Annotated in this window: 20 protein-coding genes; 7 read left to right on the forward strand and 13 right to left on the reverse strand. The window is 73.6% G+C overall.

From position 1 onward, the window contains the following. Positions 1-7: 7 nt before the first annotated feature. Complete coding sequence (locus MQE23_RS37280) at positions 8-1,477, reverse strand: MFS transporter (RefSeq protein WP_020276059.1); 1,470 nt, start codon at positions 1,475-1,477, stop codon at positions 8-10. Between the two features lie 138 nt (positions 1,478-1,615). Here MQE23_RS37280 and MQE23_RS37285 point away from each other — a divergent pair, with 138 nt between their 5' ends. Then, positions 1,616-2,203, forward strand: a complete 588-nt coding sequence (locus tag MQE23_RS37285) for a MarR family winged helix-turn-helix transcriptional regulator (protein ID WP_243381435.1) — start codon at positions 1,616-1,618, stop codon at positions 2,201-2,203. A gap of 89 nt (positions 2,204-2,292) precedes the next feature. On the opposite strand, the gene MQE23_RS37290 is transcribed toward MQE23_RS37285, so the two are convergent. From MQE23_RS37290 to MQE23_RS37330, 9 genes are all read right to left on the reverse strand, one after another. After that, the gene (locus tag MQE23_RS37290) at positions 2,293-3,333 is read right to left on the reverse strand and encodes an SDR family oxidoreductase (protein WP_243381436.1); all 1,041 of its coding nucleotides are present in this window, start codon (positions 3,331-3,333) and stop codon (positions 2,293-2,295) included. 63 nt (positions 3,334-3,396) lie between these two features. Beyond that, positions 3,397-4,389 carry an aldo/keto reductase family protein gene (locus MQE23_RS37295; protein WP_243381437.1) on the reverse strand — a complete coding sequence of 331 codons (993 nt, stop codon included), beginning with the start codon at positions 4,387-4,389 and terminating at the stop codon, positions 3,397-3,399. A gap of 125 nt (positions 4,390-4,514) precedes the next feature. After that, positions 4,515-5,702, reverse strand: a complete 1,188-nt coding sequence (locus MQE23_RS37300; protein ID WP_243381438.1) for a 3-deoxy-7-phosphoheptulonate synthase — start codon at positions 5,700-5,702, stop codon at positions 4,515-4,517. A gap of 291 nt (positions 5,703-5,993) precedes the next feature. After that, positions 5,994-7,388: an amidase gene (locus MQE23_RS37305; protein WP_243381439.1), complete on the reverse strand. Its 1,395-nt coding sequence runs from the start codon at positions 7,386-7,388 to the stop codon at positions 5,994-5,996. Next, complete coding sequence (locus MQE23_RS37310; RefSeq protein WP_243381440.1) at positions 7,381-8,397, reverse strand: acyl-CoA synthetase; 1,017 nt, start codon at positions 8,395-8,397, stop codon at positions 7,381-7,383. The genes MQE23_RS37305 and MQE23_RS37310 overlap by 8 nt, the downstream gene beginning before the upstream one ends. A gap of 2 nt (positions 8,398-8,399) precedes the next feature. Then, positions 8,400-8,705: an acyl carrier protein gene (locus tag MQE23_RS37315; RefSeq protein WP_243381441.1), complete on the reverse strand. Its 306-nt coding sequence runs from the start codon at positions 8,703-8,705 to the stop codon at positions 8,400-8,402. 48 nt (positions 8,706-8,753) lie between these two features. Next, on the reverse strand, positions 8,754-9,182 hold the full coding sequence (locus MQE23_RS37320) for a hypothetical protein (RefSeq protein ID WP_020276068.1): 429 nt from the start codon (positions 9,180-9,182) through the stop codon (positions 8,754-8,756). A gap of 43 nt (positions 9,183-9,225) precedes the next feature. Next, complete coding sequence (locus MQE23_RS37325) at positions 9,226-11,010, reverse strand: prenyltransferase/squalene oxidase repeat-containing protein (RefSeq protein ID WP_243381442.1); 1,785 nt, start codon at positions 11,008-11,010, stop codon at positions 9,226-9,228. Then, entirely contained in the window at positions 11,007-12,362 is a 1,356-nt protein-coding gene (locus MQE23_RS37330; protein WP_243381443.1) for a phenylacetate--CoA ligase family protein, read from the reverse strand. The genes MQE23_RS37325 and MQE23_RS37330 overlap by 4 nt, the downstream gene beginning before the upstream one ends. 401 nt (positions 12,363-12,763) lie before the next feature. On the opposite strand from MQE23_RS37330, the gene asnB reads away from it, so the two are divergent. The 5 genes from asnB (at position 12,764) to MQE23_RS37355 (ending at position 20,443) form a co-directional block, all read left to right on the forward strand. Then, positions 12,764-14,617, forward strand: a complete 1,854-nt coding sequence (gene asnB / locus MQE23_RS37335; RefSeq protein WP_037674596.1) for an asparagine synthase (glutamine-hydrolyzing) — start codon at positions 12,764-12,766, stop codon at positions 14,615-14,617. A gap of 185 nt (positions 14,618-14,802) precedes the next feature. Then, positions 14,803-15,966 (forward strand): exonuclease SbcCD subunit D, encoded by a 1,164-nt coding sequence (locus tag MQE23_RS37340; RefSeq protein ID WP_020277788.1) that lies wholly within the window; start codon positions 14,803-14,805, stop codon positions 15,964-15,966. Beyond that, positions 15,963-18,959, forward strand: coding sequence for an SMC family ATPase (locus tag MQE23_RS37345; protein WP_243381444.1), 2,997 nt, complete (start codon positions 15,963-15,965; stop codon positions 18,957-18,959). Before MQE23_RS37340 ends, MQE23_RS37345 begins: the two co-directional genes overlap by 4 nt. A gap of 59 nt (positions 18,960-19,018) precedes the next feature. After that, the gene (locus tag MQE23_RS37350) at positions 19,019-19,537 is read left to right on the forward strand and encodes an immunity 21 family protein (RefSeq protein WP_020277791.1); all 519 of its coding nucleotides are present in this window, start codon (positions 19,019-19,021) and stop codon (positions 19,535-19,537) included. Positions 19,538-19,597: 60 nt separating this feature from the next. Continuing rightward, positions 19,598-20,443: an SDR family oxidoreductase gene (locus MQE23_RS37355; protein WP_037674605.1), complete on the forward strand. Its 846-nt coding sequence runs from the start codon at positions 19,598-19,600 to the stop codon at positions 20,441-20,443. A gap of 6 nt (positions 20,444-20,449) precedes the next feature. Here the strand turns inward: MQE23_RS37355 and MQE23_RS37360 are convergent, their stop codons facing one another. Next, the gene (locus tag MQE23_RS37360) at positions 20,450-22,138 is read right to left on the reverse strand and encodes a DUF885 domain-containing protein (protein WP_243381445.1); all 1,689 of its coding nucleotides are present in this window, start codon (positions 22,136-22,138) and stop codon (positions 20,450-20,452) included. Between the two features lie 32 nt (positions 22,139-22,170). Continuing rightward, entirely contained in the window at positions 22,171-22,662 is a 492-nt protein-coding gene (locus MQE23_RS37365; protein WP_243381446.1) for an Lrp/AsnC family transcriptional regulator, read from the reverse strand. 59 nt (positions 22,663-22,721) lie between these two features. On the opposite strand from MQE23_RS37365, the gene MQE23_RS37370 reads away from it, so the two are divergent. Continuing rightward, complete coding sequence (locus MQE23_RS37370; RefSeq protein WP_243381447.1) at positions 22,722-23,963, forward strand: PLP-dependent transferase; 1,242 nt, start codon at positions 22,722-22,724, stop codon at positions 23,961-23,963. On the opposite strand, the gene MQE23_RS37375 is transcribed toward MQE23_RS37370, so the two are convergent. Beyond that, complete coding sequence (locus MQE23_RS37375) at positions 23,952-25,208, reverse strand: GNAT family N-acetyltransferase (protein WP_243381448.1); 1,257 nt, start codon at positions 25,206-25,208, stop codon at positions 23,952-23,954. The two genes, MQE23_RS37370 and MQE23_RS37375, sit on opposite strands and share 12 nt — an antisense overlap. Positions 25,209-25,258: the final 50 nt, after the last annotated feature.

Below are 25,258 nucleotides of genomic sequence, written 5' to 3' on the forward strand. Positions count from 1 at the left end.
ACGGTGGCTATCGGACGGTGTCACCTTCCACGCTCGCGGGGACGCGGCCCAGCCGGACGGCGAGCAGTGCCGTGCCGACGGCGAGTGCCGCGAGGACGTAGGCGGTGAGGTCGAAGGCGTCCGCGAAGTCGGCCAGGCCGGTGTCCGGACCCGGTGCCTGGGGATTGGTACCCAGGAAGCCGCGGTACAGGGCCCCGATGACGGCTACCCCGAAGGCCATGCCCGCCTGCGTGACGGTGTTCAGCACGCCCGATCCGGCGCCCGCGTCGTCCGGGTGGACCCGGGACAGGACGGTGTCCACCAGGGGCGCGACGACCAGGCCCTGCCCGAATCCGGAGACCCCCATCACCGCCGCGAGCCCGATCGCCTGGCTCGTGCTCTCCAGGCCGGTGACGGCGGGCACGGCCGCGAGACCGGCCGCCATGACGAGGCCGCCCGCCACCGACACCCCGATGCCGAACCGGGCGGCGAGCCTGCGGCAGGCCGCGGAAGCGGCGATGAAGCCGAGGCCGAGCGGCACGAAGACCATGCTCGCGGCCAACGGCGTCAGGCGGAGGCCCGACTGGAGGTGGTAGGTGAGGACCAGGAACAGCCCGGCGTTGCCGGAGAAGAACAGCAGCACGGTGCCCATGCTGAGCGGGAAGCCCTTGGCCCGCAGCAGCCTGCTCGGCAGCAGCGGGTCGTTGCCCCGGGACTCGGTCCGGCGCTCCCACCGCAGGAAGGCCAGGGTGCCGGCCGCGCTGAGCGCGAAGCAGACGTACGTCCACCAGGGCCAGCCGTGCTCACCGCCGAGGATCAGCGGGATGAGCACGAGCGGCAGCAGCACGGCGGTGAAGACGACGCCGGCGATGTCGAGCCGCGGCAGATCGGCGCTGCGGCTCTCGGTGACGGCGGGCACGGCCGCGCACAGGATCGCCGCGCCGATCGGCACGTTGATCAGGAAGATCATGCGCCAGCCCAGGCCGGCCACGTCGAGGTCGAGCAGCAGGCCGCCGCCGACGAGGCCGGCGATGACGCCCGCGCCGATGGAGGCACCGTAGGCGCCGACGGCCCGGGCCCGGTCGCGCTCGTGCACGAACACGGCCCGGATCAGGGAGAGCACCTGCGGTGTCATCACCGCGGCCGACAGGCCCTGGAGGACCCGGGCCGCGATCAGGGTGGCCGGGCTGGGCGCGAGCGCGCACAGCAGGGACGTCAGGGTGAAGGCGGCCACGCCGTACTGGAAGGTGCGTTTGCGGCCGATCCGGTCGCCGAGCCGGCCGCCGGTTACCATGCCCGCTGCGTAGGCGATCACGTACCCGTCGATCACGAACTGGAGTTGGCCGAACCCGGCGTTCAGGTCCGCCTGGATACCCGGAGCCGCGACGTTCACGATGAACATGTCGATCTGGCTCATGAACATCGCGAGCAGGACCACGGTGAGTCCCGCCCAGTCCCGCCCGGATGCCCGGGGAGGGCCGGTCGCGGTGGCGGCCACGGCCTCGGTTCCTGCCTTCGGACTCGCTTTCCGTGTCTCTGTGCGCATATCACCACTCGGTTCCGGACGTGCGCCGCAGCGCTTGTTTAGTGCTAAATTCAGATCTAAATGTAGCAGGTCAGTGTGAAGGGTGAGCTCATGACGGCATCAGAGGAAAGCGATCGCCGGCCGGCGGGGGAGGACCCGGCGGACGCCATCGCGGCTGCCTGGAGCCGTGAGCGGCCCCAGACCCCGGTGGGCTCCATCGGCGTGGTCACGAGAATCTGGCAGCTCGCCAAGCACTTCGGCGACGACCGCCGGCGGGTCCTCGCCGAGGCGGGCGTCGACCCGGCCACCCTGGACCTGCTCAGCGTGCTGCGCCGCAGCGGGCCCCCCTACACGCTGAGCACCCGGGACCTCGCCGGGCACTCCCTGGTGACCGCGGGCGCCATCTCCCAGCGGGTCGCGCGCGCCGAGCGTGACAACCTGGTCACGCGCCGCCCCGCCCCCGGCCGCAGTCGCGCCGTGCTGGTCGAACTGACCCCGGCCGGACACGCGTTGGTGGAACGCACGGTCGACCGGGTGCTCGCCCGCGAGGCACAGCTGCTGGAACGCCTGGGCCCGGAGCGGCGCGAGGCACTCGCCGAGTTGCTGCGCGAGCTGCTCGACGACGTGCAGGACGAGCTGAACGTGAGGGGTGTCTCTCATGTGGGGCACGAGGGCCTCGACCACACGGGGCAGGGCTGAGCCGGACCGTCGTCGGCAGGCGAGCCGGACCGTCGTCGGCACGGCTCTCCCGGGGGGCCTCGGGGGAGCCGTGCCGCGTCCGGTGCGCCTCAGTATCCGTATGCGCTGGGCGCGTTCTGGCCGCTGTCCACCGGGATGTTCGCGCCGTTGACGGCCCGCGCCCCGTCCGAGAGCAGGAAGGCGATCACCTCGGCGACGTCCCGCGGATCGACCAGGCGGCCGCCGGGGAACTCCTTCTCGAACTCGCGGTAGGCCCGGGGGTCCTCGTCCCGGAGCCTGGCCCAGCCCTTGCCCTCGATCAGCATGGAGCCGGGCGAGACACAGTTGACCCTGACACCTCGCGGCCCCAGCTCGCGGGCCAGGGACGCGGCCATGTGGATCTGCGCGGCCTTGGCCGCCGCGTACTGCGCGGGCGGGGCGGGCTTCCAGCCGGAGACGGAGGAGACCAGGACGGCGCTGCCCCCTGTACCGGCCAGGTGATCGGCGGCCTCGCGCAGCGCGATCGCCGGATGGGTGACGTTGAGCCGGCATGTCAGGTCCCAGTCGGACGCTTCCGTGCCGCGCAGATCCGCGCCGCGCGCGCCGCCCGCGACGGTCACCAGGCCGTCCACCCGGCCGAACCGGGCGGCCGACTCCCGTACGAACGCCGCGAGGGCCGACTCGTCGAGCACGTCCAGGCGCGTGGTGTGGAGGGTGCGCCCGTACCGGGCGCGCACCTCCTCGGCCACCGCCTCCAGCGAGGCGGCGTCACGGCCGCACACGGCCAGATCGCAGCCCTGCGCGGCGAGCCGGAGCGTGGTCTCCCGGCCCAGCCCGCGGCTGCCGCCGGTCACGATCACCACCGGTCCGCCCGACTCCGGTCCGCCCGACTCCGGTCCGCCCGACTCCGGCGCGCAGGACTCCCGCACGCCGGTCCTGCCGGCTGTGCCGCTCCTGCTGACGGTGCCGGCGGTGCCGGCCGTGCCAGCACCGCCCGCCGTGCCGTTCGTCCCCGCCGTGGTGCGGCGGTCACGTGGCCGGTGGGTGCCTGTTCCGGCGGCCGTGCCAGGTGTGTCTCCCGTGCCGCTGATGCCCGAGTCGGCCGGGTCGCCGGTGTCTCCCGTTCCGCCCGCGTGATCCGTGTCGTTCAAGCCGTGCTGCTCCTCTCCTCGTTCGTCCGGCTCCCTTCTCGTTGCCCGCTGCGGACGCCGTGTTCAGCCCGTCCTCGCGGGGTCGCGCACGATGTACGCCGAGAGGATCTCGTCGATGCGGTCCAGCACGGCCTGCTCCAGCCGTACGCCGGAGGCCGCGGCGTTCTCCTTGACCTGCTCGGGACGGCTCGCGCCGATGATGGCCGCCGAGACGGACTGGTTCTGGAGGACCCACGCGATCGCGAGCTGGCTCATCGTCAGGCCGAGGTCCGAGGCGACCGGGCCCAGCTCCTGGACGGCCCGCAGGGCTCCCTCGTCCTTCATCCAGTGGCCGACCAGCATGTCGACGAAGCCCTTGCCGGCCTCCGTGCCCGCCCGGGAGTCCGAGGGCGCCGCGGTGCCCGGCAGGTACTTGCCGCTCAGAATGCCCTGGGCCAGGGGCGACCAGACGACCTGCCCCAGTCCCTCCCGCTCGCAGGCGGGCACGACCTGCGACTCGATGACCCGCCACAGCATCGAGTACTGCGGCTGGCTGGCGACCAGCGGGACGCGCAGCTCCCGGGCGAGACCGGCCGCGCGGCTGATCTGCTCGGCGGTCCACTCGCTCACGCCGACGTAGAGGACCTTGCCGGAGCGGACCAGGTCCGCGAAGGCGAGCATGGTCTCCTCCAGCGGAACGGCCGGATCGTAGCGGTGCGCGTAGTAGAGGTCGACGTAGTCCGTGCCGAGCCGCCGCAGCGACCCCTCGCAGCCCTCGATGACGTGCTTGCGGGACAGGCCGCGGTCGTTGGGGCCGGGGCCCACCGGGTGGCAGACCTTGGTGGAGAGCACGAGGCCCTCGCGCCGCTGACCGGCGAGCGCCTTGCCGAGTACGGTCTCGGCGCGGGTCTCGGAATACACGTCGGCCGTGTCGAACGTCGTGATGCCCGCGTCGAGCGCGGCCCGCACGCAGGCGTGCGCCGCCTCCTCGTCGATCTGGGCACCGTGGGTGATCCAGTTGCCGTAGGCGATCTCGCTGATCACGAGGCCGCTCTGGCCGAGCCGGCGGAACTCCATGTGCTGTGTCCTCTTCTCTGGTTCTCTGGGGGTTCTTGTCCGGGGTTTCTCTCGGAGGTTCTCGGCTGCCGCGGCGCGTCCCGGCGGTGCGCGGGCGGGCACGGCGGGCCGGCCGGCCCGCCGCCTCACAGCAGCGCCGCCGTGCGGGCCACCACCTGGCGGGCCTGGCGCGGGCTCAGCCGCGGGTCGCAGGCCGACTCGTAGTGGGGCAGCGGCGTGGGCGAGGCCAGTTCCGCCGCCGTGTCGACGCACTCGGTGACGGGGCGATGGGCCGTCTCCAGCATCAGACCGGCCGGCCGCAGCCCGTGTGCGTGCAGGGCCGACACGAAACCCTCGATCTCCGCCATGACGTCGTCGACCGCACGGCTCTTCTGACCGGCTCCGTTGGTCCGGGTGTTGCCGTGCATCGGATCGCAGATCCAGGCGACACCGGCGGCCTCGTCGCCGAGTGCCCTCAGTACCGAGGTCAGTCGCGGCACGATGTGCTCCCGGCCCATGCGCACGATCAGGGAGAGCCGGCCGGGTCGGCGCCGGTCGCCGAGCATCCGCACCAGCGTGCCGACCTCCTCGGGCGATGCCTTGGGGCCGATCTTGACGCCGACCGGGTTGCTGACCGACGCGGCGAACTGCACGTGCTGGTGGTCCGGCTGACGCGTCCGGTCGCCGATCCACAGGAAGTGGCCGGAGGAGCCGTAGCGTCCCCCGTCCGCGCCGGAACGCACCAGGGCCTGCTCGTACTCCAGGAGCAGCGCCTCGTGTCCCGCGTACGTGCGCTGGGGCGCCGTCCGCCCGGCCAGGCCCAGATCCCGTTCGAGCAGGGTGCTCAGGGTGTTGCCGGCGTTCCGGTAGGCCAGCAGCAGCCGGGACGGCAGTGCGGTGCGGGCCGCCGAGGTGGGCTCGGGGGCGTTGACCGCGTCGCCGCGGTAGACGGGCAGCACCGTGCCGTCGGACAGGGTCTCGGTCGGGTTGGAGCGCGGTTTGGCGTACTGTCCGGCGATCCGCCCCATCCGGACGGTGGGCAGTCCGCTGGTGCCGGTGAACTCGTCCGCCAGCCGGTGCAGTTGGTCCGCCTTGGCGAGAACGGTCTCGGGGTTGGCGTCGGCGAACCGCTCCGCGCACTCCCCGGCCTGGAGCACGAAGGCCTCACCCCGGGCGGCCCGCCCGAGTTCGACGGTGAGGTCGGCGCAGGCGGTGGCATCCACCAGGGGAGGTTTCGCCTCCAGGGAGAGCAGGACGTCCTTGAGTTCGTCGAGCGAGGCCCACTCGGGCTGCTGAAGAGCCCGGGCCGGCAGCAGCAGGCGCGTGGCGGTCATGGTCTTCCTCCATCGGGCGGGGCGGCGTCCGGCTCAGGGGGCCGGGCCGAAGTAGCGGGTGGTTGTACGGGGGTGGAGGGGAAGGGCGAGCCCGGTGCCCCCGGGGCCTTGCCTCGCGGCCGCCGGCGTTACACGGCGGCGCTGTGGCGGGTGTCCGTGATGCTGACGTCGGGATCGGGGCCGGCAGCATGGTCCGCCGGCGGGCCGAAGCCGTGGGTGACCCCGTAGACGCGCCGGGAGCCGTCGAGGCCGGGCGGCGTGGGCGTTGGCGGATGTGCGGGCGGGGCCGCTTCAGCTGGGCCGGAAGCCGAGCGGGCCGACCGCCTCCTCCAGCAGTGCGGCCAGCCGGATCAGCAGCGGTTCCTGGTCGCGGCGGGCGATCAGCTGGACGCACAGCGGCGCGCCGCGCTCGTCCCGGGCGACCGGCATGGTGAGCGCGGGCAGCCCGGCGAAGCTGGCGAGCGGGGTGTAGGCCACGCGCAGGTCGTAGTCGGGGTCCCCCGGGGCGGGGATGGTCGACACCCGGGCGTCGGCGGTGGCGAGGTCCGGGGGCGCGGCCGGGTCCAGGGGCAGCAGCCAGGCGTCGACGCCCGCGGCGTCGAAGTCGCCCTCGACCGTGGCGCGGGTGTGCGCCAGCCGCTCCAGGATCCAGGCGTAGCGGTCGTCCTGGACCTTCGCACCCACCTCCAGCGCGCCGCGGGTGGTCTCGTGCAGGTCGGCCGGCACCCAGGGCCGCCACACCTGGTAGGCGTCCCAGGCCTGCCGCGCGCACAGCTCCCAGGCAGGGCCGCGCAGCGCCCACAGGTCGTCGAGCCGGACCGCGTCGAGCCGCTGGCCGCTCGCCTCCAGCCGCGCGCACGCCGTCTCCAGCGCCCGGCGCATGACGGGGCCGCAGGTCCCCTCGGGTCCGTCGACGTTCGCGACGACGCCGATGCGGTACGGGCCCTCGGCGGCCGGGCGCTGGGCGCCGAGCCGGTCGAGTCCGAGCAGCGGCCACAGGTACGCCAGGTCCGCCGCGCTGCGGGTGGCCCAGCCGAGGGCGTCCATCGGCGGGGAGAGCGGGAAGACGCCCTCCAGCAGTGAGGTGCGCTGCGTCATCCGCAGGCCCACCGTGCCGCACTGCCCGGCAGGCCAGCGCACCGAGCCCAGCACGTCCGTGCCGAGGCCGATGTCGCAGATGTTCGCGGCCACCGACACGGCCGTGCCGGTGCTGGAGCCGCCGGGGTCGATCTGCGGAACGTAGGGGTTCACGCACTCCGACCCCACCCCGATGTTGAGTTCGGTGGTGACCACCTTGGCGGTCACGGCCGCGCGTGCGGACGGCAGGGCGGCGATCGCCGGGTTCGAGACCCGGGCGTGGTGGCGGTGGCCGCGCAGCCCCAGCCGGGTGGGGAAACCGGCCACGTCCACGGTGTCCTTCACCCCCACGCGCACCGGAGCGGCGGCCGCGTCGAGCGGGGCGCGGTGGACGCACGCCCGGTAGCGGGCGTCCGCCAGGTCCGACCAGGCAGCCTCCTCGGTGCGCCACTCCTCGGCGGTCAGCGTGCCCCGGGCGCGGGCCGTCACCCGCTCCGGCAGCGGCAGCGCCATCGGTGCGCCGGGCTGCGGAGCCGGGGGCTCGGAGGTCCAGCGCGCCTGCCGCGCGTAGCTGGTGATGGCGTCCTGCGGGGCGGGGGCGTCAGACATGCTCGGCCTCCTGGGCGGGGCGTGCGGCGGTGAGCTCGGCGGTGCGGACCTTGCCGGTGGAGCTGCGGGGGATGTGGGGAACGCGGTGCACGGCGCGCGGCGCGGGCAGCCCCGAGGGGAGCCGGCCGAGGCTGCGGCGCACGGCCGCCGGGTCGACCGGTCCCGGCGCGGCGTAGAACACCTCGTAGTGCTCGCCCCGTACGGGGTCGCTGACGGGCGCGCAGACGACGTCCAGGCCGGGGCAGCGGGCGCGGACCAGGTCCTCCACGCGGGCCAGGTCGCAGCGCACGCCGTTCACCTTGACCAGCCGGGACGCCCGCCCCAGGTGGTGGAAGGCGCGCGGGCCCGCCGATGCGACGAGGTCGGGCAACTCCCAGTCGGCCGGGGGTGCCTCGGTGCCGGCCCGGCGGGCCAGCCGGGGACTTGCGACGCGCAGGCGCCGGGCCGCTGCATCACCGTCGGCGACGGAGCCGGGCAGCGTCTCCACGTCGGGCAGCAGGTGCCAGGGGAGGCCGGACGTCCGCTCGCCGGCGACGGGGCGGTGGGCGACGGCCCCGGTCTCGGTGGAGCCGAGGAGTTCGTGCGCCCGGAAGCCGGTGTCCGTGAGGCGTCCGGCGACATGGTGGGCGGCCGGTGTGGCGGGGCCGGTGCTGTGCAGGGCCGTCACCCGGCCGTGCCGCGCCAGTGCCGGGACGTGCCGGGCGAGCAGCTGCCAGGTGGAGGGCAGGCAGACCAGCAGCGTGGGGACGCCGTCGTCGAGCGGCGGCACGGTGAGCGGCTCGTCCCACAGGCCGGTCACCGGGATGTCCGCGAGCCGGGGCAGCTCACGCCCGTACAGCCGGCCGTAGAGGTGGCCGGGGGGCGCGTAGGACACGATGCGGCCGAACCGGGCGGAGCCCAGCACCGTCTCGTGCACGAGTGTCACCTCGGCCTGTAACTGGTCCTCGGTGCGCAGCCAGGTCACCGGCGGACCGGTGCTGCCGGAGGTGGCGAAGGCGATGTCCGGCACGGTCAGCTCCCCAGCCCGAGGGCCGCCGTGTCCTCCAGCCGCTCGTGGGTGAAGCGCACCATCCGCTCCACGCTGGAGAACCAGAAGCGGACGTCGTCGGCGACGAAGTCCACCTCGATGCCGAACTCGCTCTCCACGGCGGAAATGCACTCCATGGCGGTGAGGCTGTCGTAGCGCTCGCCGAGCGCCTGCTGGAGGTCGGCGTCGGAGGGGACGTCGGTGAAGGCGTCGCCGATACGAGTGGCCAGGACGGAGCGCGTGCGGTCGTGGATCTCTTCGGGGGAGGGGACGGTCGTGGTCGTGGTCATGGTCGTACTCCTTGCCGGTGGTGCGGGGTGGGTCGGCGCCCGGGGTGGTCAGACGGCGGCGGCCGGTGCGGGCTGCACGGTGGTGCCGTCGGCCCGGCGCAGCCCTTCGCCGGCGCCGAGGTAGACGTCGGAGGGGGAGGTGGGGCGGAACTCCAGGTAGCAGAAGGGAGTTCGGGCGTCGGCGCCGAGCGCCTCGGTGATGCACCGGGCGAGCCCGTCGCGGAAGGCGTCGTCGCGGTCGGGGCCCACACAGACCGTCACGGACGCGTGGCGCGGACCGCTGCCGTCCGTCTCGTACGGCAGGGCCTCGACCGGCATCCCGCCGGAGAAGACGGTGCCGTCCTCGGTGGGCTCGAAACGCACGACGACATGACCGGCCTGGACGCCCTCGGCGGTGAGCCAGCGGGTGAGGCGCAGCGCCACGGCGCGACGGCGGGGGACGGGGAGTTCGGGGGTACGGATGGTGATCGTGGGCACGAGGCCTCCGGTTCGGCGGTTCGGCGGTTCGGCGGTTCGGCGTTCAGGACAGGGCGAGGGCCGGCAGCGCGCCGGGGCCCGCGGTCAGGCGCCGGGCGAGCAGGCTGCCGAGACAGTCGGCGAGCGGTCCGCCACTGCCGGGTGCCAGCGGGCTCCACGCGGTGCCGTCGGCGCCGCGCACCCGGTCGACGAACGCGGCGAGGTGCCCGGTGTCGAGGGCGAGCCCGGCCCGGTCGGCCGCCAGGACCGCCTCGTAGGTGGACAGCAGGTCGGGCACCCGGTTGCCCTCGCCCGCATAGCCGCCGCCGCGTACGCGATGGCGGTCGAGCAGGGCGCCGACGGCCTCGCGGGACTCGGCGGGTGGAGTGAGGCCGGGGCCGAGGAGCAGCCGGACGCGCTGGGCCTGGAGCGCCGGGCGCAGGCCCGGTTCGGCGCCCGGCACGTTGCCGTGCGCGAACGGCTCGCCCCCGGTGGCGCGGCAGGAGTCGACGAAGGAGAGGACGCCGGCGAGGTCCAGGCCGAGCCCGTCGGGACCGGCCTCGTCCGCTCCGCCGAGGAGGGCCGCCGTCTCCACCGCCGCGGCCGTGGACACCATGTCGGAACCGCGTCCCTCCCAGTAGCCGAACCCGCCGTCGGCGTTCTGCAGGTCGGCCAGCCAGTCGGCGATCCGGTGCCGGGCGGCCCGGTCCCCGGCGAACGCGCCGGCCGCGAGGGCCCACAGGGTGCAGCGCACCTCGCTGCCCCGGCCCGGCATGTACATCACGCCGCCCTCGTTGGGCAGTTGGCAGCCCTCCAGCCAGCGCACCCGGTCCGGGTGGGGGGCCGCGGGGCCGGACGAGAGCACGGCGGCGGCGGTGGACAGGGCGTCCGCCGCATCCTCGGGCTCCCGGTAGGTGTAGCCGCCCCCGGGACAGGCCAGTCGGGCGATGCGGGCCGTGACGGCGTCGGCGACCGGGGCGAGGGGCGCGCCGAGCGCCTTGAGCGTGCCCACGGCACAGAAGGAGGCCCACACGTCCTCGACGTCGTACCCCTCCCAGCGGACGAAGGCGCCGGAGGGACCGCGCAGGCCCATGACCCACGCCTGGCAGCGGTCGGGATCGCGCGGCGCCCGGCCGAGCGCCGCGAGCGCGCCCACGGCCCGGTACGTGGCCCACAGGCAGGGCACCTCGGCGGCGGGCGCGAAACGGAAGCCGCCCTCCGCGCCCTGGCGGTCGCGCAGCCAGGCGGCGAGCGCCGCGACGTCCCACGGCGGTGCTCCCGAGGCGCCGTTGTCCGTGGCGGCCCGCCAGGCCATGACCCCGTAGTAGCAGGCCCGTACGTCGGCCTTGCCGCGCCGCGCGTCCTCGGGGGACCAGCCCAGTCCGCCCTCGGCGCTCTGGAGCCGGCTCAGCCAGTCCAGCAGGCGGGCGCGGTCGGGCACCGGGCCGCCGCACAGCTCGACGGCCGTGCGGGCGGAGAAGTGGGTGGCCCACACGTCCGGCGCCTGTCCCGGGAGCATCGCGTACGCTTCGCCGGACCAGGTGCGCTCCACCCAGCGGGCCGTGGCCTCGACGGCGGGCACCGGGCGGCCCATGTCGCGCAGCGCCTGGGTGCAGTAGAAGGTGGCCCACGCGTCGGAGAGCATGCCCCGGCTCCAGGCGTATCCGCCGTCGGCGTTGCGCCGGCCGCTCAGGTAGGCGGCCGTGCCGTCCGGGTCGGCGACGCTGTCGGTGCGGTCCAGCCAGGCCAGGGTCCGCACGGCGGCGTAGGTGCACCACAGGTCGGGCTCCCCGCCGGACACGCCCTCGCCCTGCGGGGCGCGCGGGGCGGTCGTCACGGTGGCGGTCATCGTGCGGCCTCCACTTCCCGGATGTTGGAGCGCTTCCAGCTCTTCTGCGAGGCGCCGCTCTTGGTGTTGGCGGGCAGGGAGTTGACGAACACCACCCCGTCCCAGCGCAGTCCGAGCAGTTCCTCGGACCTGTCCTGGACGCGTCGGCACTCCTCGGGCTCGCGGTCGCGCCCGGTGCCGACTCCGCGCTCCAGGAGCAGCCGGGCGTAGGTGCCCTCGCTGTCCACCTCCAGCAGGTAGCCGGTGGCGTCGGTGACGCCGTAGACGACCTCCTCCACGGCGCGCACCGACAGCGGTGTGCCGCGCACCCGGAGGCCGTCGCTGGCGCGGCCGTGGACGGTGATCCGGGGCGCCGCGCTGCCGCACGGGCAGTCCGTCGCAACGGTCACCTCGTCGCCGGTGTCGAGCCGCAGCAGGGGCCTGGCGTGCGCGTTGAGGGGGGTGACGACGAGCCGCCCCTGGTCGTGGCCGCCCCGCTCGTGCAGCGGGACGACGCCCTCGGGTGTGGCGAGTTCGAAGTAGGTGGCGGCCGGCAGCAGGTGCTGACGGCCGTGCGCACAGGCGGCGGCCAGCGTGCCGGTCTCCGTGCTGCCGTAACTGGCGTCGTGGGCGTCGGCGTTCCACCACCGGCCCAGCCGGGTGCGGAAGGGCGGGGTGTTGACCTCGCCGAGCAGCATCAGCCGGTCGACCGAGGAGCTGAGCTCGTCCAGCTGCCCGCGCTGCGCCAGCAGCCGGGTGAACTGCAGGGCCACGCCGGGGGCGACGAAGACGGTGGTGGGGCGGAAGGTCCGCCACATCGACTCCAGCCGGTCCCAGCCGGTGATGCCGGTGGCGAACGGATAGGCCCGGATGTGCGCGAGGTCCAGGTACTCGCAGACCCCGGAGACCAGATCCGCCACCGGAACGACGTCGGACGGCAGCAGGATCACCACGCGCTCGTCGGCTCCGAGCAGCGGACGCCAGGCCTCGGCGACCGAGACGGTGTTCCAGATGGTGTCCTCGGCCAGGCGCGGGGTGGGGGTGGGCCGGCCCGTCGTGCCGGTGGTCTCGTAGTACTTCGAGGCCTCGGTCGGCGATACGGCCGCATAGCGCAGGGGCTGCGCCTTGAGCGACTCGCGCGGGGTCACGGGCAGGTCCCGGAAGCGCTCCAGGGAGAAGTCCCCGATATCGCCCCGGTCCTCACCGGGGCCGTATGCCCTTGTTCCGCGCGCGCGTTGCCAGGCTGCGGAGATCTTTCTGGTGTAGAAGTCCTGGCCCGGTATGCGGCCCTGATTCGCCCGTATCTCGGCCTGTGCCTCACGGAGTAATGCCTGGCGTTTGTCGGTGTGCAGGATCACACGAACCTCGCTCATTAATCGCTTATCGCGCCCGTGACGTCGGTCTCTGCGGGCAGCCTTGCGAGGGGTCGGGAAGCCACAGCTCAGGGCTTGTCGGCGGGGCCGAGGAGCCCGACCCACAGCGAACGTATAGCACTAAAGGTAGACGGTGCAACCGCCCCTGGGGGGCTCAACTAGCCATACGCGTCCGAAAATCGACGACCTCGGTGATGACGTAATGCGCCTACTACTCAGTACGTTGCCCGAGTTGATTTTCGCGCCTAGTCTCTACGAGCGCCGATGTGAATCCGGCAGCGTTTTGAAGTCGCGGTTAATCGAACCCGAACAGCGGGTTTCGCGCCCTGTTGGAGCGCATAACGCACGCCGTTTTCCCCGGCAGTCCGCAACCCTCATCCGAATCCGGTTGGAGCTTTCTCATGTGCGGAATCGCAGGCTGGGCCGACGTCGGTCAGGACCTCACTTCGGAGGTGAACGGCGTCGAACCGATGGTGCGGAGCATGGCCTGCCGCGGCCCGGACGCCGCCGGAACGCACGCCGGTACGCACGCGGTCCTCGGACACCGCCGGCTGGCGATCATCGATCTCGAAGGCGGCACGCAGCCGATGACGGCCCCCGCGGAGCCGGACCGGCCCGCCGGGGAAAGTCCGGCCGTCGTGCTCAGCTACAGCGGCGAGGTGTACAACTTCCGCGAACTGAGGGAAGAACTCCGTGGGTTCGGTCACACCTTCCGCACCCGCTCGGACACCGAGGTCGTCCTGCACGCCTACCTCCAGTGGGGCCAGGACTTCGTCAGGCGCCTCAACGGCATGTTCGCCTTCGCCCTGTGGGACGAGCGCGCCCAGCGCCTCCTCCTGGTGCGCGACCGTCTCGGCATCAAGCCCCTCTACGTCGCACGGCTCGGCGGCGGCGTCCTGTTCGGCTCCGAACCCAAGGCGATCCTCGCTCACCCGCGCTTCCGGGCCCGACTCGACAGCCAGGGGCTCGCCGACCTCCTCGGCCTGATGAAGTCGCCGGGCGTCACCCCCTACCGGGACGTCGAGGAAGTGCCGCCGGGCTGCGTCGCCGCCTACGACCGCGACGGGCTGCGGGTCGAGCGGTACTGGAGCCTCGGGCGGCAGCCGCACGAGGACGACGCCGTCACCACGGCGGACACCGTGCGGGCCCTGCTGGAGGACACCGTCTCCCGCCAGATGGTCACCGACGTACCGCTGTGCACCCTGCTCTCCGGCGGACTGGACTCCACCGTGCTCACCGCGCTCGCCGCCCGGGTGCAGGCCCGCGCCGGCGAACCCCCCGTGCGGTCCTTCGCGGTGGACTTCACCGGCAGCGAAGCCGACTTCAGGGCCAGCGAGTTCCGGCCGGAACGCGACTCCCCCTACGCCCTCGAAGCCGCCCGGCACATCGGCACCGACCACCGGCTCATCGAGCTCTCCGCCGACGAGCTCACCCTGGACGCCAACCGCGACGCCGTCCTGCGCGCCCACGACCTTCCGTACACCTTCGGTGACGTGGACACCTCGCTGCACCTGCTGTTCCGCGGGATACGCGAGCACTCCACGGTCGCCCTGTCCGGGGAGTCGGCCGACGAGGTGTTCGGCGGCTACGCCTGGTTCCACGACCCGGCCGTCATCGAGGCGGCGGCGTTCCCCTGGCTCAGCCGTATGCAGCTCATCACCCCCGAGCTGCTCTCCCCGGCCTTCCGCACGGCCACCCGCTTCGAGCAGTACCGGGCGGACCGCTACCAGGAGGCCCTGCGTGAGGTCGAGCACCTGCCCGGCGACTCCCCGCGGGAACGCCGCATGCGCGAGATCAGCCATCTGCACCTCACCCGCTGGCTGCCCGCCCTGCTCGACCGCAAGGACCGGCTCAGCATGGCGGCCGGGCTGGAAGTGCGTGTGCCCTTCTGCGACCACCGGCTCGTCGAGTACGTGCACAACACGCCCTGGGACCTCAAGACACCCGACGGCGACCCCAAGGGCCTCCTCAAGCGGGCCACCCGCGACATCGTGCCCAGGTCCGTGCTGGAGCGGCGCAAGAGCCCCTACCCGACCACCGCCGACCGGCTCTACGAGAAGGACCTGCGGGCCCGCACCCAGGCGCTGCTCGCCGACCGCTCCTCGCCCGCCTTCGACGTCGTCGACGCCGGGGAGCTCGCCCGCATGCTCGATCTGCCGCAGGGCCACTACCACACGCAGCTGCACCGCAACGGCCTGGAGACCGCGCTGTACCTGGACCGGTGGATGCGGGAGTACGACATCGCGCCGGAGTGACCTGTTCCACGGCATACGTGCGGACATTTCCGCTGAATTGACGCCTGACGGGTGGGGCATCCCGAGGTTCGTGGTGGACCAGGGGCCCGCACGGGTTAGCGTGGTGGGTGCTGACAGCGAGCCGGGCCGGCTCGTGCGGGTCGTGGAGCGGTAGCAGGGGGAGTCATGCAGGTCGGAGCGGCGTCGTGAGACTGCTGCACACGTCCGACTGGCACCTCGGCCGGTCGTTCCACCGCGTGAACATGCTCGCCGCCCAGGCCGAGTTCATCGGCCACCTCGTCACGACCGCGCGCGAGCGGGCCGTGGACGCGGTGGTCGTGTCGGGGGACGTCTACGACCGGGCTGTGCCGCCGCTCGCCGCGGTCGAGCTGTTCGACGACGCCCTGCACCGCCTCGCCGACCTCGGCGTGCCGACGGTGATGATCTCCGGGAACCACGACTCGGCCCGCCGGCTGGGCGTCGGCGCGGGCCTCATCGGGCGGGCCGGCATCCACCTGCGGACCGAGCCGTCGGCGGCCGGCACCCCGGTGGTGCTGGCCGACGCCCACGGGGACGTCGCCTTCTACGGACTGCCCTACCTCGAACCGGCCCTGGTGAAGGACGAGTTCGGCGTGGAGAAGGCCGGACACGAGGCCGTGCTCGCCGCCGCCATGGGCCGGGTCCGTGCCGACCTCGCCGCGCGGTCGCCCGGCACGCGCTCCGTCGTCCTCGCGCACGCCTTCGTCACCGGCGGCGAACCCAGCGACAGCGAACGGGACATCACCGTCGGCGGCGTGGCCGCGGTGCCCTCCGGCGTCTTCGACGGCGTCGACTACGTGGCGCTCGGGCATCTGCACGGCTGCCAGACCCTCACCGACCGCATCCGCTACTCCGGCTCCCCGCTGCCCTACTCCTTCTCCGAGGCCGCCCACCGCAAGAGCATGTGGCTCGTCGACCTGGCCGCCGACGGATCCGTCGACGCCGAGCGCCTCGACTGCCCGGTGCCGCGCGCCCTGGCCCGGATCCGGGGCACCCTGGAGGACCTGCTCGCCGACCCGGAGCTGGCGCGGCACGAGGAGGCGTGGGTCGAGGCGACGCTCACCGACCCGGTCCGCCCGGCCGACCCGATGGCCCGGCTCACCGAGCGCTTCCCGCACACCCTCAGCCTCGTCTTCGACCCCGACCGGACCGAGGACGACCCCGAGGTGTCCTACGCCCGGCGCCTGGCCGGCCGCAGCGACCAGCAGATCGCGGAGGACTTCGTCGCCCACGTGCGCGGCGCCGGACCCGACGCGCACGAACAGGACGTACTGCGGGACGCGTTCGACGCGGTGCGGGCCGACGAGACCGTACGGGAGGTCGCCCGGTGAGGCTCCACCGGCTGACGGTCACCGCCTTCGGCCCCTTCGGCGGCACCCAGACCGTCGACTTCGACGAGCTGTCGACGGCCGGGCTGTTCCTGCTGCACGGACCCACCGGCGCGGGCAAGACCTCCGTCCTCGACGCCGTGTGCTACGCCCTGTACGGCTCGGTGCCGGGCGCCCGGCAGGGCGGCGGACAGGGCACGGCCCTGCGCAGCGACCACGCCGCGCCGGCGACGCGCACGGAGGTCACCCTCGAACTCACCGTGGCCGGACGCCGCCTGGAGATCACCCGGCAGCCGCCCTGGGAACGCCCCAAGAAACGCGGCACCGGCACCACCCTGGACAAGGCCCAGACCTGGCTCCGCGCGTACGACGCCACGGCCGCGGCCTGGAAGGACCTCAGCCGTTCCCACCAGGAGATCGGCGAGGAGATCACCCAGCTGCTCGGCATGAGCCGGGAGCAGTTCTGCCAGGTCGTGCTGTTGCCGCAGGGCGACTTCGCGCGGTTCCTGCGCGCCGACGCCGAGGCCCGCGGCAAGCTGCTGGGCCGCCTGTTCGACACCCGCCGCTTCGCCGACGTCGAGAAGCGCCTCGCCGAGCGCCGCCGCGCCACCGAGGCCCAGGTCCGGGACGGGGACGCCGCGCTGCTGGCCGACGCCCACCGCATGCAGCAGGCCGCGGGCGACGCCATGCGGCTGCCGGACCTGGATCCCGGCGAACCGGGACTCGCCGAGGCCGTGCTGGGTGCCGCAGCCGTCGCCCGCAGCACCGCCCGGGAACAGCTCACCGTCGCCGAGTGCACGCTCGCCGCCGCCGAGTCCGCGCAGGCCGCCGCCGGCCGCGCCCTCGACGACGCACGCGAACTCGCCAGACTCCAGCAGCGGTTCACTCAGGCACGGGAGCGGGCGGCGCGCCTGGAGGAGGGAGCCGGGGCGTACCGGGAGGCGCAGGCGCTCATGGAGCGGTCCCGCAAGGCCGAGGCGGTCGCGCCCGCCCTGGATCTGCGGGAGTCCGCCGACGCCGAACACCGGAGGGCGGCCGCCGCCGAGGCACGGGCGCGTGCCCTGCTGCCCGATACCTTCACCGACGCGGGCGCGGCCGGACTCGCCGCCGCCGCCCGCCGGGCCGCCGAGGAACTGGGCGGACTGGACTCGGCCCGCCGCGCCGAACGGCGGCTGGCCGAACTCCTCGACGAACGCGCCGGCCTGGATCGCCAGGAACGCGCCGACGCCGACGTCCTTCAGGAGGCGGAGGCCTGGCTCGACGGCTGGGAGGAGACCCGCACCGCCCTCCAGACCCGCGTCGACTCCGCGCAGCAGGCCGCCGCCCTCGCCGAACAGCTCGCCGTACGGCGCGAGCCCGCGCGGCAGCGGCTGAAGGCCGCCCGGCTGCGCGACCAGCTCGCCGAGGACACCGACCGGGCCGTCGAGCGGGCCCGCACCGCGCAGGAGGAGGCGCTGCGCGCCCAGCAGCACTGGCTCGACCTCAAGGAACAGCGCCTGACCGGCATCGCCGCCGAACTGGCCACGCACCTCACCGACGGCGAGCCCTGCGCCGTCTGCGGCGCCACCGAACACCCCGCCCCTGCCCGCAAGGTCGCCGGGCACGTCGACCGCGAGGCCGAGGAACGGGCCCTGGCCGCCTACCGGCGCGCCGACGAACAGCGCGCCGAGAACGAGCGGAACCTCGGGATCGTCCGGGAGGCGCTGGCCGCCGCCACAGCCGAGGCCGGTGACACCCCCACCGAGCAACTCGCCCGCGAGACCGAGGAGCTGGAGGAGCAGTACGAGCAGGCCCGCCGGGGCGCCGCCGAGCTGCACGCCGCCCAGGAGCGGCTGCGCCAGGCCGGGCACGAGCACGAGCGGCGCGTCGCCGCCCGGCAGGAGGCCGCCGTGCGCAGCGCCGCCCGGGTCGGCCACCGGGAGCGGCTGGAGAGCGAACGCACCGCCCTGGAGGAGGAACTGGACCGGGCCAGAGGCGCCCTGGACAGCGTCGCCGCCCGGGCCGCGCAACTGGAGCGCCGGACCGCACTGCTCACGGACGCCGCCGACGCCGCCCGCGCAGCCGAGGACACCGCCCAGCGGCTCAAGGACGCCGACGCCCGCCTCGCCGACGCCGCCTTCCGCGCCGGCTTCGACACCCCACGGGACGCGGCCGCCGCCCTCCTCGACGACGACGCCCACCGCCAACTGCAACGCCGCCTGGACGCCTGGCAGAACGAGGAAGCCGCCGTACGGGCCGTCCTCGCCGAGGCCGACACCGCGGCCGCCGCCCGGCAGCAGCCCGCCGACCTCACGTCGGCGCAGCTCGCCGCCGACACCGCGGCCCGCCGGCTGCGCGAGGCCGCCTCGGCACACGACGCCGCCGCCCGGCGCTGCGCCGAACTAGACCGGCTCTCCGCCCGGGCGACCGCCTCCGTCCGCCGGCTGGCGCCGCTGCGCGAGGAGTACGACCGGGTCGCCCGCATGGCCGGCCTCACCGCCGGCACCTCGGCGGACAACGAACGCCGGATGCGCCTGGAGTCGTACGTGCTCGCGGCCCGCCTGGAACAGGTCGCCGCCGCCGCGACGGTACGGCTGCGGCGCATGTCGTCCGGCCGCTACACCCTCGTCCACTCCGACGACCGCACCGGACGCGGCCGCAGCGGACTCGGACTGCACGTCGTCGACGCCTGGACCGGCCGCGAGCGGGACACGGCGACGCTTTCGGGCGGCGAGACCTTCTTCGCCTCGCTCGCCCTCGCCCTCGGCCTCGCGGACGTCGTCACGGACGAGGCGGGCGGGGTGCGGCTGGACACCCTCTTCATCGACGAGGGCTTCGGCAGTCTCGACGACCAGACCCTCGACGAGGTCCTCGACGTCCTCGACTCCCTGCGCGAACGCGACCGCAGCGTCGGCATCGTCAGCCACGTGCCCGACCTGCGGCGGCGCATCCACGCCCAACTGGAGGTCGTCAAGGGCAGGTCGGGGTCGGTGCTGCGGCAGCGCGGCGCGGGCTGAGGCCGGGCCCGCCGACCCCCGAGATTTTGGCGGGAGTTGACCCTGTAGGTTCTTGCGCCATGGTGCGATACGCGGAGCCGGGCGTCGTGGAATGGGTGGAGTCGGGCGGCGGGCCGCTGATAGCGGTGCCGGAGACGGTTCTGCCGTTCTGGGCGGGTGCCGACGGCGAGGAGACGGCGTCGGACTACGACCGGGCCTGCGAGGTGGACGGGCACGTCGGTCTTCTGCCGGTCGGCGACTGCACGGCACTGGTCCTGGGTGACGAGCCCGCCTCGACCGCGTATCTGCCCGACCGCGGCTTGTTCGTCCGGTGGTGCGCGGGGAATTCCGAGGACGAGTTGCTGGCGAGCGTGCCGGTGGCTGTCGACACGGCTGAGTGGGAGCCGGAGGTTCTCTGGGAGGTGCCAGGCGCTGTGCTGCTTTTTGATGCGGCGTGGCCCGGGGCGGACCCTTCGGGGAGCGAACGGGTTCGGGTGGGTCTGGAGCCGGGGCGCTACGCGGTTCGGGCGGCTCGGGTGCAGCCGGGTCCTGAAACGTGGTTGGGGTTGGTTCAGATGCGGTTGCTTGCGCCTAGGTGACCGTGGGGCGGGGGGCGATATTCGTGTGCGGCGCTCGTGAAGCCCGGCCACGATGATCGTATGCCTCGACTTCCTCAGCCCAGTCCCGAAGAACTGCGCCGTGATCCCCTGCCCTTGCGGGGGCGTACTGCCCTGGTGACCGGTGCCAGCCGGCGCGGCGGCATCGGGCACGCCGTGGCCCGCCGCCTTGCCGCCTACGGAGCCAGTGTCTATCTGCATCACCATGTGCCGCATGACGCCGGCCAGCCCTGGGGTGCCGACCGTCCCGAGGACGTCGTCGCGTCCGTGCGCGGGGCGCTCGGGGATCCCGAAGCCCGGGTCGTCGCCGGACCCGGGGATCTGGGCGACCCCGCCGTGGCCGGAGAACTCGTCGGCAGGGCCGCAGAGGCGCTCGGCGGGCGGCTCGACATCCTCGTCGCCAACCACGCGCAGAGCGGGTTCGACGGCCCCCTGGACGAGATCGACACGGCGATGCTGGACCGGCACTGGGCGGTCGACACCCGCTCCGTGATCCTGCTGATCCAGGCCTACGCGCGGCTGCGGTCCGCACTGCCGCCGCGCAGCCCGGGTGGACGCGTCATGATGATGACCTCCGGCCAGGACATCGCGGGCGGCATGCCCGGGGAGCTCGCCTACGCCCTGCAGAAGGGTGCTCTCGCCTCCGTCACCCGTTCCCTTGCGACGGCGCTCGCCGACCACGCGGTCACCGTCAACACCGTCAATCCAGGGCCCGTGGACACGGACTACATGACCGGCGAGGACTACGAGACCATCGCGGCGTGCTTCCCGGCCGGGCGGTGGGGCATGCCCGACGACCCGGCCCGCCTCATCGCATGGCTCGCCACGGACGAGGCGGAGTGGGTCACCGGGCAGGTCATCGACTCCGAGGGCGGCTTCCGCCGCTGACTGCCTCTAGAGCCGGGACAGTTCGTCGACCAGGTCGTCCAGGCCCAGGGAGCCCTGCGAGAGGGCTGCCATGTGCCAGGCCTTCGGGTCGAAGGCCTCACCGCGCCGGGCGCGGGCCTTCTCGCGGCCCAGCAGCCAGGCCCGCTCGCCGAGCTTGTAGCCGATGGCCTGGCCCGGCATGGACAGATAGCGGGTCAGCTCGCTCTCCACGAAGTCCGCGGGCCGGCTGCTGTGCGAGCCGAAGAACTCCTGCGCCAGCTCGGGCGTCCAGCGCTCGCCCGGGTGGAAGGGGGAGTCGTCCGGGATCGTCAGCTCCAGGTGCATGCCGATGTCGATGATGACGCGTACGGCACGCATCATCTGCGCGTCCAGGTAACCGAGCCGGCGCTCCGGGTCCGTCAGGAAACCCAGTTCGTCCATCAGCCGCTCGGCGTACAGGGCCCAGCCCTCGGCGTTGGCGCTCACCATGCCGACACTCGCCTGGTAGCGGGAGAGGTTCTCCGCCACGTGCTTCCACTGGGCCAGCTGGAGATGGTGGCCGGGCACGCCCTCGTGGTACCAGGTCGACACCAGGTCGTAGACGGGGAAGCTCGTCTCGCCCATGGTCGGCAGCCAGGTGCAGCCCGGGCGCGTGAAGTCGTCCGACGGCGGCGTGTAGTACGGGGCCGCGGCACTGCCCGGAGGGGCGATGCGCGACTCCACCCGGCGCACCCGCTCGGCCAGGTCGAAGTGGGTGCCGTCGAGCGCGTCGATCGCCTCGTCCATCAGGGACTGCAACCAGTCGCGGACCTCGTCGACGCCCTCGATGTGCGTGCCGTGCTCGTCCAGGTGCGCCAGCGCCACCCACGGCGTGGCGGCACCCGGCAGGATCTTCTCGGCCTCCGCCTTCATCTCGCCGAGGAGGCGGTGGTACTCGGACCAGCCGTACGCGTACGCCTCGTCCAGGTCGAGGTCCGTGCCGTTGTAGTAACGCACCCAGCGCGCGTACCGCTCCCGGCCGACCACGTCCGGCGCGCCCTCGATCGCCGGTGCGTACACGTCCCGCATCCAGTCGCGCAGCCGTACGACCGCCTCGGTGGCGGAGAGGGCCGCCGTGTCCAGCTCGGACCGCAGCGCCTCGGGGCCGGCGGCCGCGAAGGCCTCGAACCAGCCACGGCCCTCGCCGGCGTCCGCCCACTCGCCGAGCTGTTCCACGAATGTGGCCGTGGCGCGCGGCCCGCCGTACAGCTTCCGCTCCAGGCCGAGCGCCAGGGACTCCCGGTACCCCTCCAGCGCGGCCGGGACCGCGCGCAGCCGCTCGGCGATCGCCGCCCAGTCCTCCTCCGACTGCGCCGGCGTCACGGTGAACACCTGCCGCACCGCATGGGGGAGGGAGCTCAGATTGCTGACGGACCGCAGACTCTCCTCGGCCTCGTGCACGGCGAGGTCCGCGATGAGCCGCTCGCGCAGCAGTCGCCCGCAGCGGCGCTCGATGTCACTGTCCGCGCCGGGCTGCCGCTCCGCCTCGTCCAGCCGGGCCAGCGTCCGGCGCGCCAGCTCCGCGAACGCCTCCTGACCCGCGGGCGAGGTGTCGGGCAGCCTGCTCGAAGACTCCTTGACGCCGAGGAACGTGCCGGTGATCGGGTCGAGGGCGACGAGCTCGTCGACGTAGGCGTCGGCGACCTCACGGGGCAACGGGCTCTTGGTCTCAGACATGCGGTCCATCCTGGTACGACGTGCGGCGCACGTCACGCGGATTGAGCCGAGGGCGAAGGTGGCAGCAGCGGCCCGCACTCCCACTGCTGGAAGATCAGCCGGGTCTCCACCCGCGCCACCTCCCGCCGCGAGGTGAACTCGTCCAGCACGAGCCGCTGAAGGTCCGACATGTCGGCGACCGCCACATGGACGAGGTAGTCGTCCGGCCCGGTCAGATGGAAGACCGTCCGCGACTCCGGCAGGGCGCGGATCCGCTCCACGAACGGCCCCACCAGCTCCCGCCGGTGCGGCCTGACCTGCACCGACAGCAAGGCCTCCAGCCCTCGCCCCAGCTTGGCCGGATCAAGCTCCAGCCGGTGCCCGAGGATCACGCCCGAGCGGCGCAGCCGGGTCACCCGGTCCAGACAGGTCGACGGCGCCACCCCGACCTGAGCGGCGAGATCCCGGTACGTCGTCCGGGCGTCGTTCTGCAGCAGCCGCAGCAGATGGAGATCCACCGGGTCCAGTACGACAGATTCGGCCATTGGCCGAACGTAACACGGGCTTCCCGCCCATGAGCCCGGTCGCTGTTCACCCTTTCGCCATGGACACAGCGAGCATGGGCGCCCACGACGCCGTACGCACCGCATCGAGAGCACTCGCCACCGAGGCCGTCCACGCCGGGCGGGACGACCTCGCCCGGCAGGGTCTGCACGCCCCGCCGATCGACCTGTCCACCACCTACCCGTCGTACGACAGCCGGGGCGAGGCGGCCCGGATCGACACGTTCGCCGCCACCGGCGCGGACCCGGACGGCCCGCCCGTCTACGGGCGGCTGGGCAACCCGACCGTCGCCCGTTTCGAGACCGCGCTGGCCCGCCTGGAGGGCACCGAGGCGGCGGTCGCGTTCGCCAGCGGCATGGCCGCCCTGAGCGCCGTCCTGCTCGTGCGCGCCTCCATGGGGCTGCGGCACGTGGTGGCGGTACGCCCCCTCTACGGGTGCAGCGACCATCTGCTGACCGCCGGGCTGCTGGGCTCGGAGGTGACCTGGACCGACCCGGCCGGAATCGCGGAGGCACTGCGTCCGGACACCGGCCTGGTGATCGTGGAGTCCCCGGCCAACCCGACGCTCGCCGAGGTCGACCTCCGGGCCGTCGCACACGCCTGCGGCTCGGTGCCCCTGCTCGTGGACAACACGTTCGCCACGCCGGTGCTCCAGCGCCCCGCCGAACAGGGCGCACGGCTGGTGCTGCACAGCGCCACCAAGTACCTCGGCGGCCACGGGGACGTGCTGGCGGGCGTGGTCGCCTGCGACGAGGAGTTCGCGGGACGGCTGCGGCAGGTCCGCTTCGCCACGGGCGGCGTCCTGCACCCCCTGGCCGGCTATCTGCTGTTGCGCGGCCTGTCCACCCTCCCCGTCCGGGTACGGGCCGCCTCCGCCAACGCCGCCGAACTCGCCCACCGCCTCGCCGCCGATCCCCGCGTCGCCCGCGTGCACTACCCGCGCATCGGCGGCGCGATGATCTCCTTCGAGATACACGGCGACCCCCACGAGGTCATCGCCGCCGTCCGCCTCATCACCCCGGCGGTGAGCCTGGGCAGTGTGGACACCCTGATCCAGCACCCGGCGTCCATCAGCCACCGCATCGTGGACGCGGACGACCGCAGGGATGCCGGGGTGAACGACCGCCTGCTGCGCATGTCGGTGGGCTTGGAGGACGTGGAGGACCTGTGGTCGGACTTGGACGGTGCGTTGGGACGACGCCCCCTTGGGGGCGCGGGGAACTGCGCGAACAACCACAACGCACCCGCACCCGCCGACACACACCTGCCCCTACGGCGCTGAGGTGCTCCCCACCTCGCCCGCACCCGTCGAAACGGTCTCACCCAGCCGCGCAGTGATCACCAGGGTCCCCTCCTCGACCTGATAGTCGAGGGGGAGGCCCAGCCCTCGCATCGCCGCGACCATCCCCGTGTTGGACGCCTGCGTCACGGCATACACACTCCGGCAACCCCCCTCCGCGGCAATCGCCACCAGCCGCCCCAGCAACTCCCCGCCGATCCCCCGACGCTGCCACGCATCCTCGACGATCAACGCGACCTCCGTCTCGTCCCCGTCCCACAGCAGATGCCCGAGCCCGACGAGCCGCCCGGAGGCCGTCTGTACGGCGAGGGTCCGGCCGAAGCGCGGACTGAGCAGGTGGTTGAGATAGCGGTCGGCGTCACCGACCGGCCCGTGGTAGCGCAACCGGAGCGTGCGGTCCGAGCACCGCTCGTGCATCGCCCTGGCCGCCTCCAGATCACGGGTGTCGGCCCGGCGTACGGTGATGTCGCTGCCCTCGGCCAGGGTGAGCACGTCCCGGCCGTGCGGGACGCGCGGCCCGAGCCGGGCGTCCAGTTCCACCAGGGCCCTGGCCCGGGCGAACTCGGTCGGTGTGAAGGGCAGATATGGCCGCTCCACGGTGATCACGCCGCCCTCCGGGGCGCGCAGGCGCATCACCGTGTCGTCGAGGGCTCCCTCCACCGGGACACCCTCGGACGCCCGGCCGCCGCCGGCTCGTGCGGGCTGGGAACGGATCGTGCACCGGCCCAGCAACTGGCGTAGTGCCAGGGGCAGTTCAGCGGCGTCCAGGGCGGTCCGGGCGGCGAGTCCGAGGATCCGGGTCGGTGCGTCCACCAGGTCGTGGGCGTCGGCCCGCTCGATCCAGGTGTCGGTGCCGCCTGCCGTCCGCACGGCCGTGGCGATCCCGGAGGCCGGCAGCTCGCCCGGGGCGCGCAGCAGGAACTCGTCCACCGTGCCCTCGGCCAGCGGATGTGTCTGGAGGCTGAGGATGTCGACCCGGTGCTCGGCGAGGGCCGTGCACAGGGCCGCCAGTGATCCCGGTTCGTCCTTCACCGTGGTCCGCATCCGCCACAGCGTGTTCGCCCCCGGCACCGGCTCCGGTGCCGGGGACCCGGTATCGTCCGCCGGCGGCGCGTGTTCGTGGCGTCGTGTTCGCCAGGTGTGGAGCGCCGCCGTGACCCGCTGCCACGGGGTAGCGGGGCGGCAGTCGTTCTTCAGGCCGGTCACTTCAGTAACTTTTCGCGTCATGCACCCACTGTGACCGAATGGTGTTGCGTGATCACGAACGTATTGTGACT

The sequence above is a fragment of the Streptomyces sp. HP-A2021 genome, assembly GCF_022807935.1.
Classification (GTDB): domain Bacteria; phylum Actinomycetota; class Actinomycetes; order Streptomycetales; family Streptomycetaceae; genus Streptomyces; species Streptomyces afghaniensis.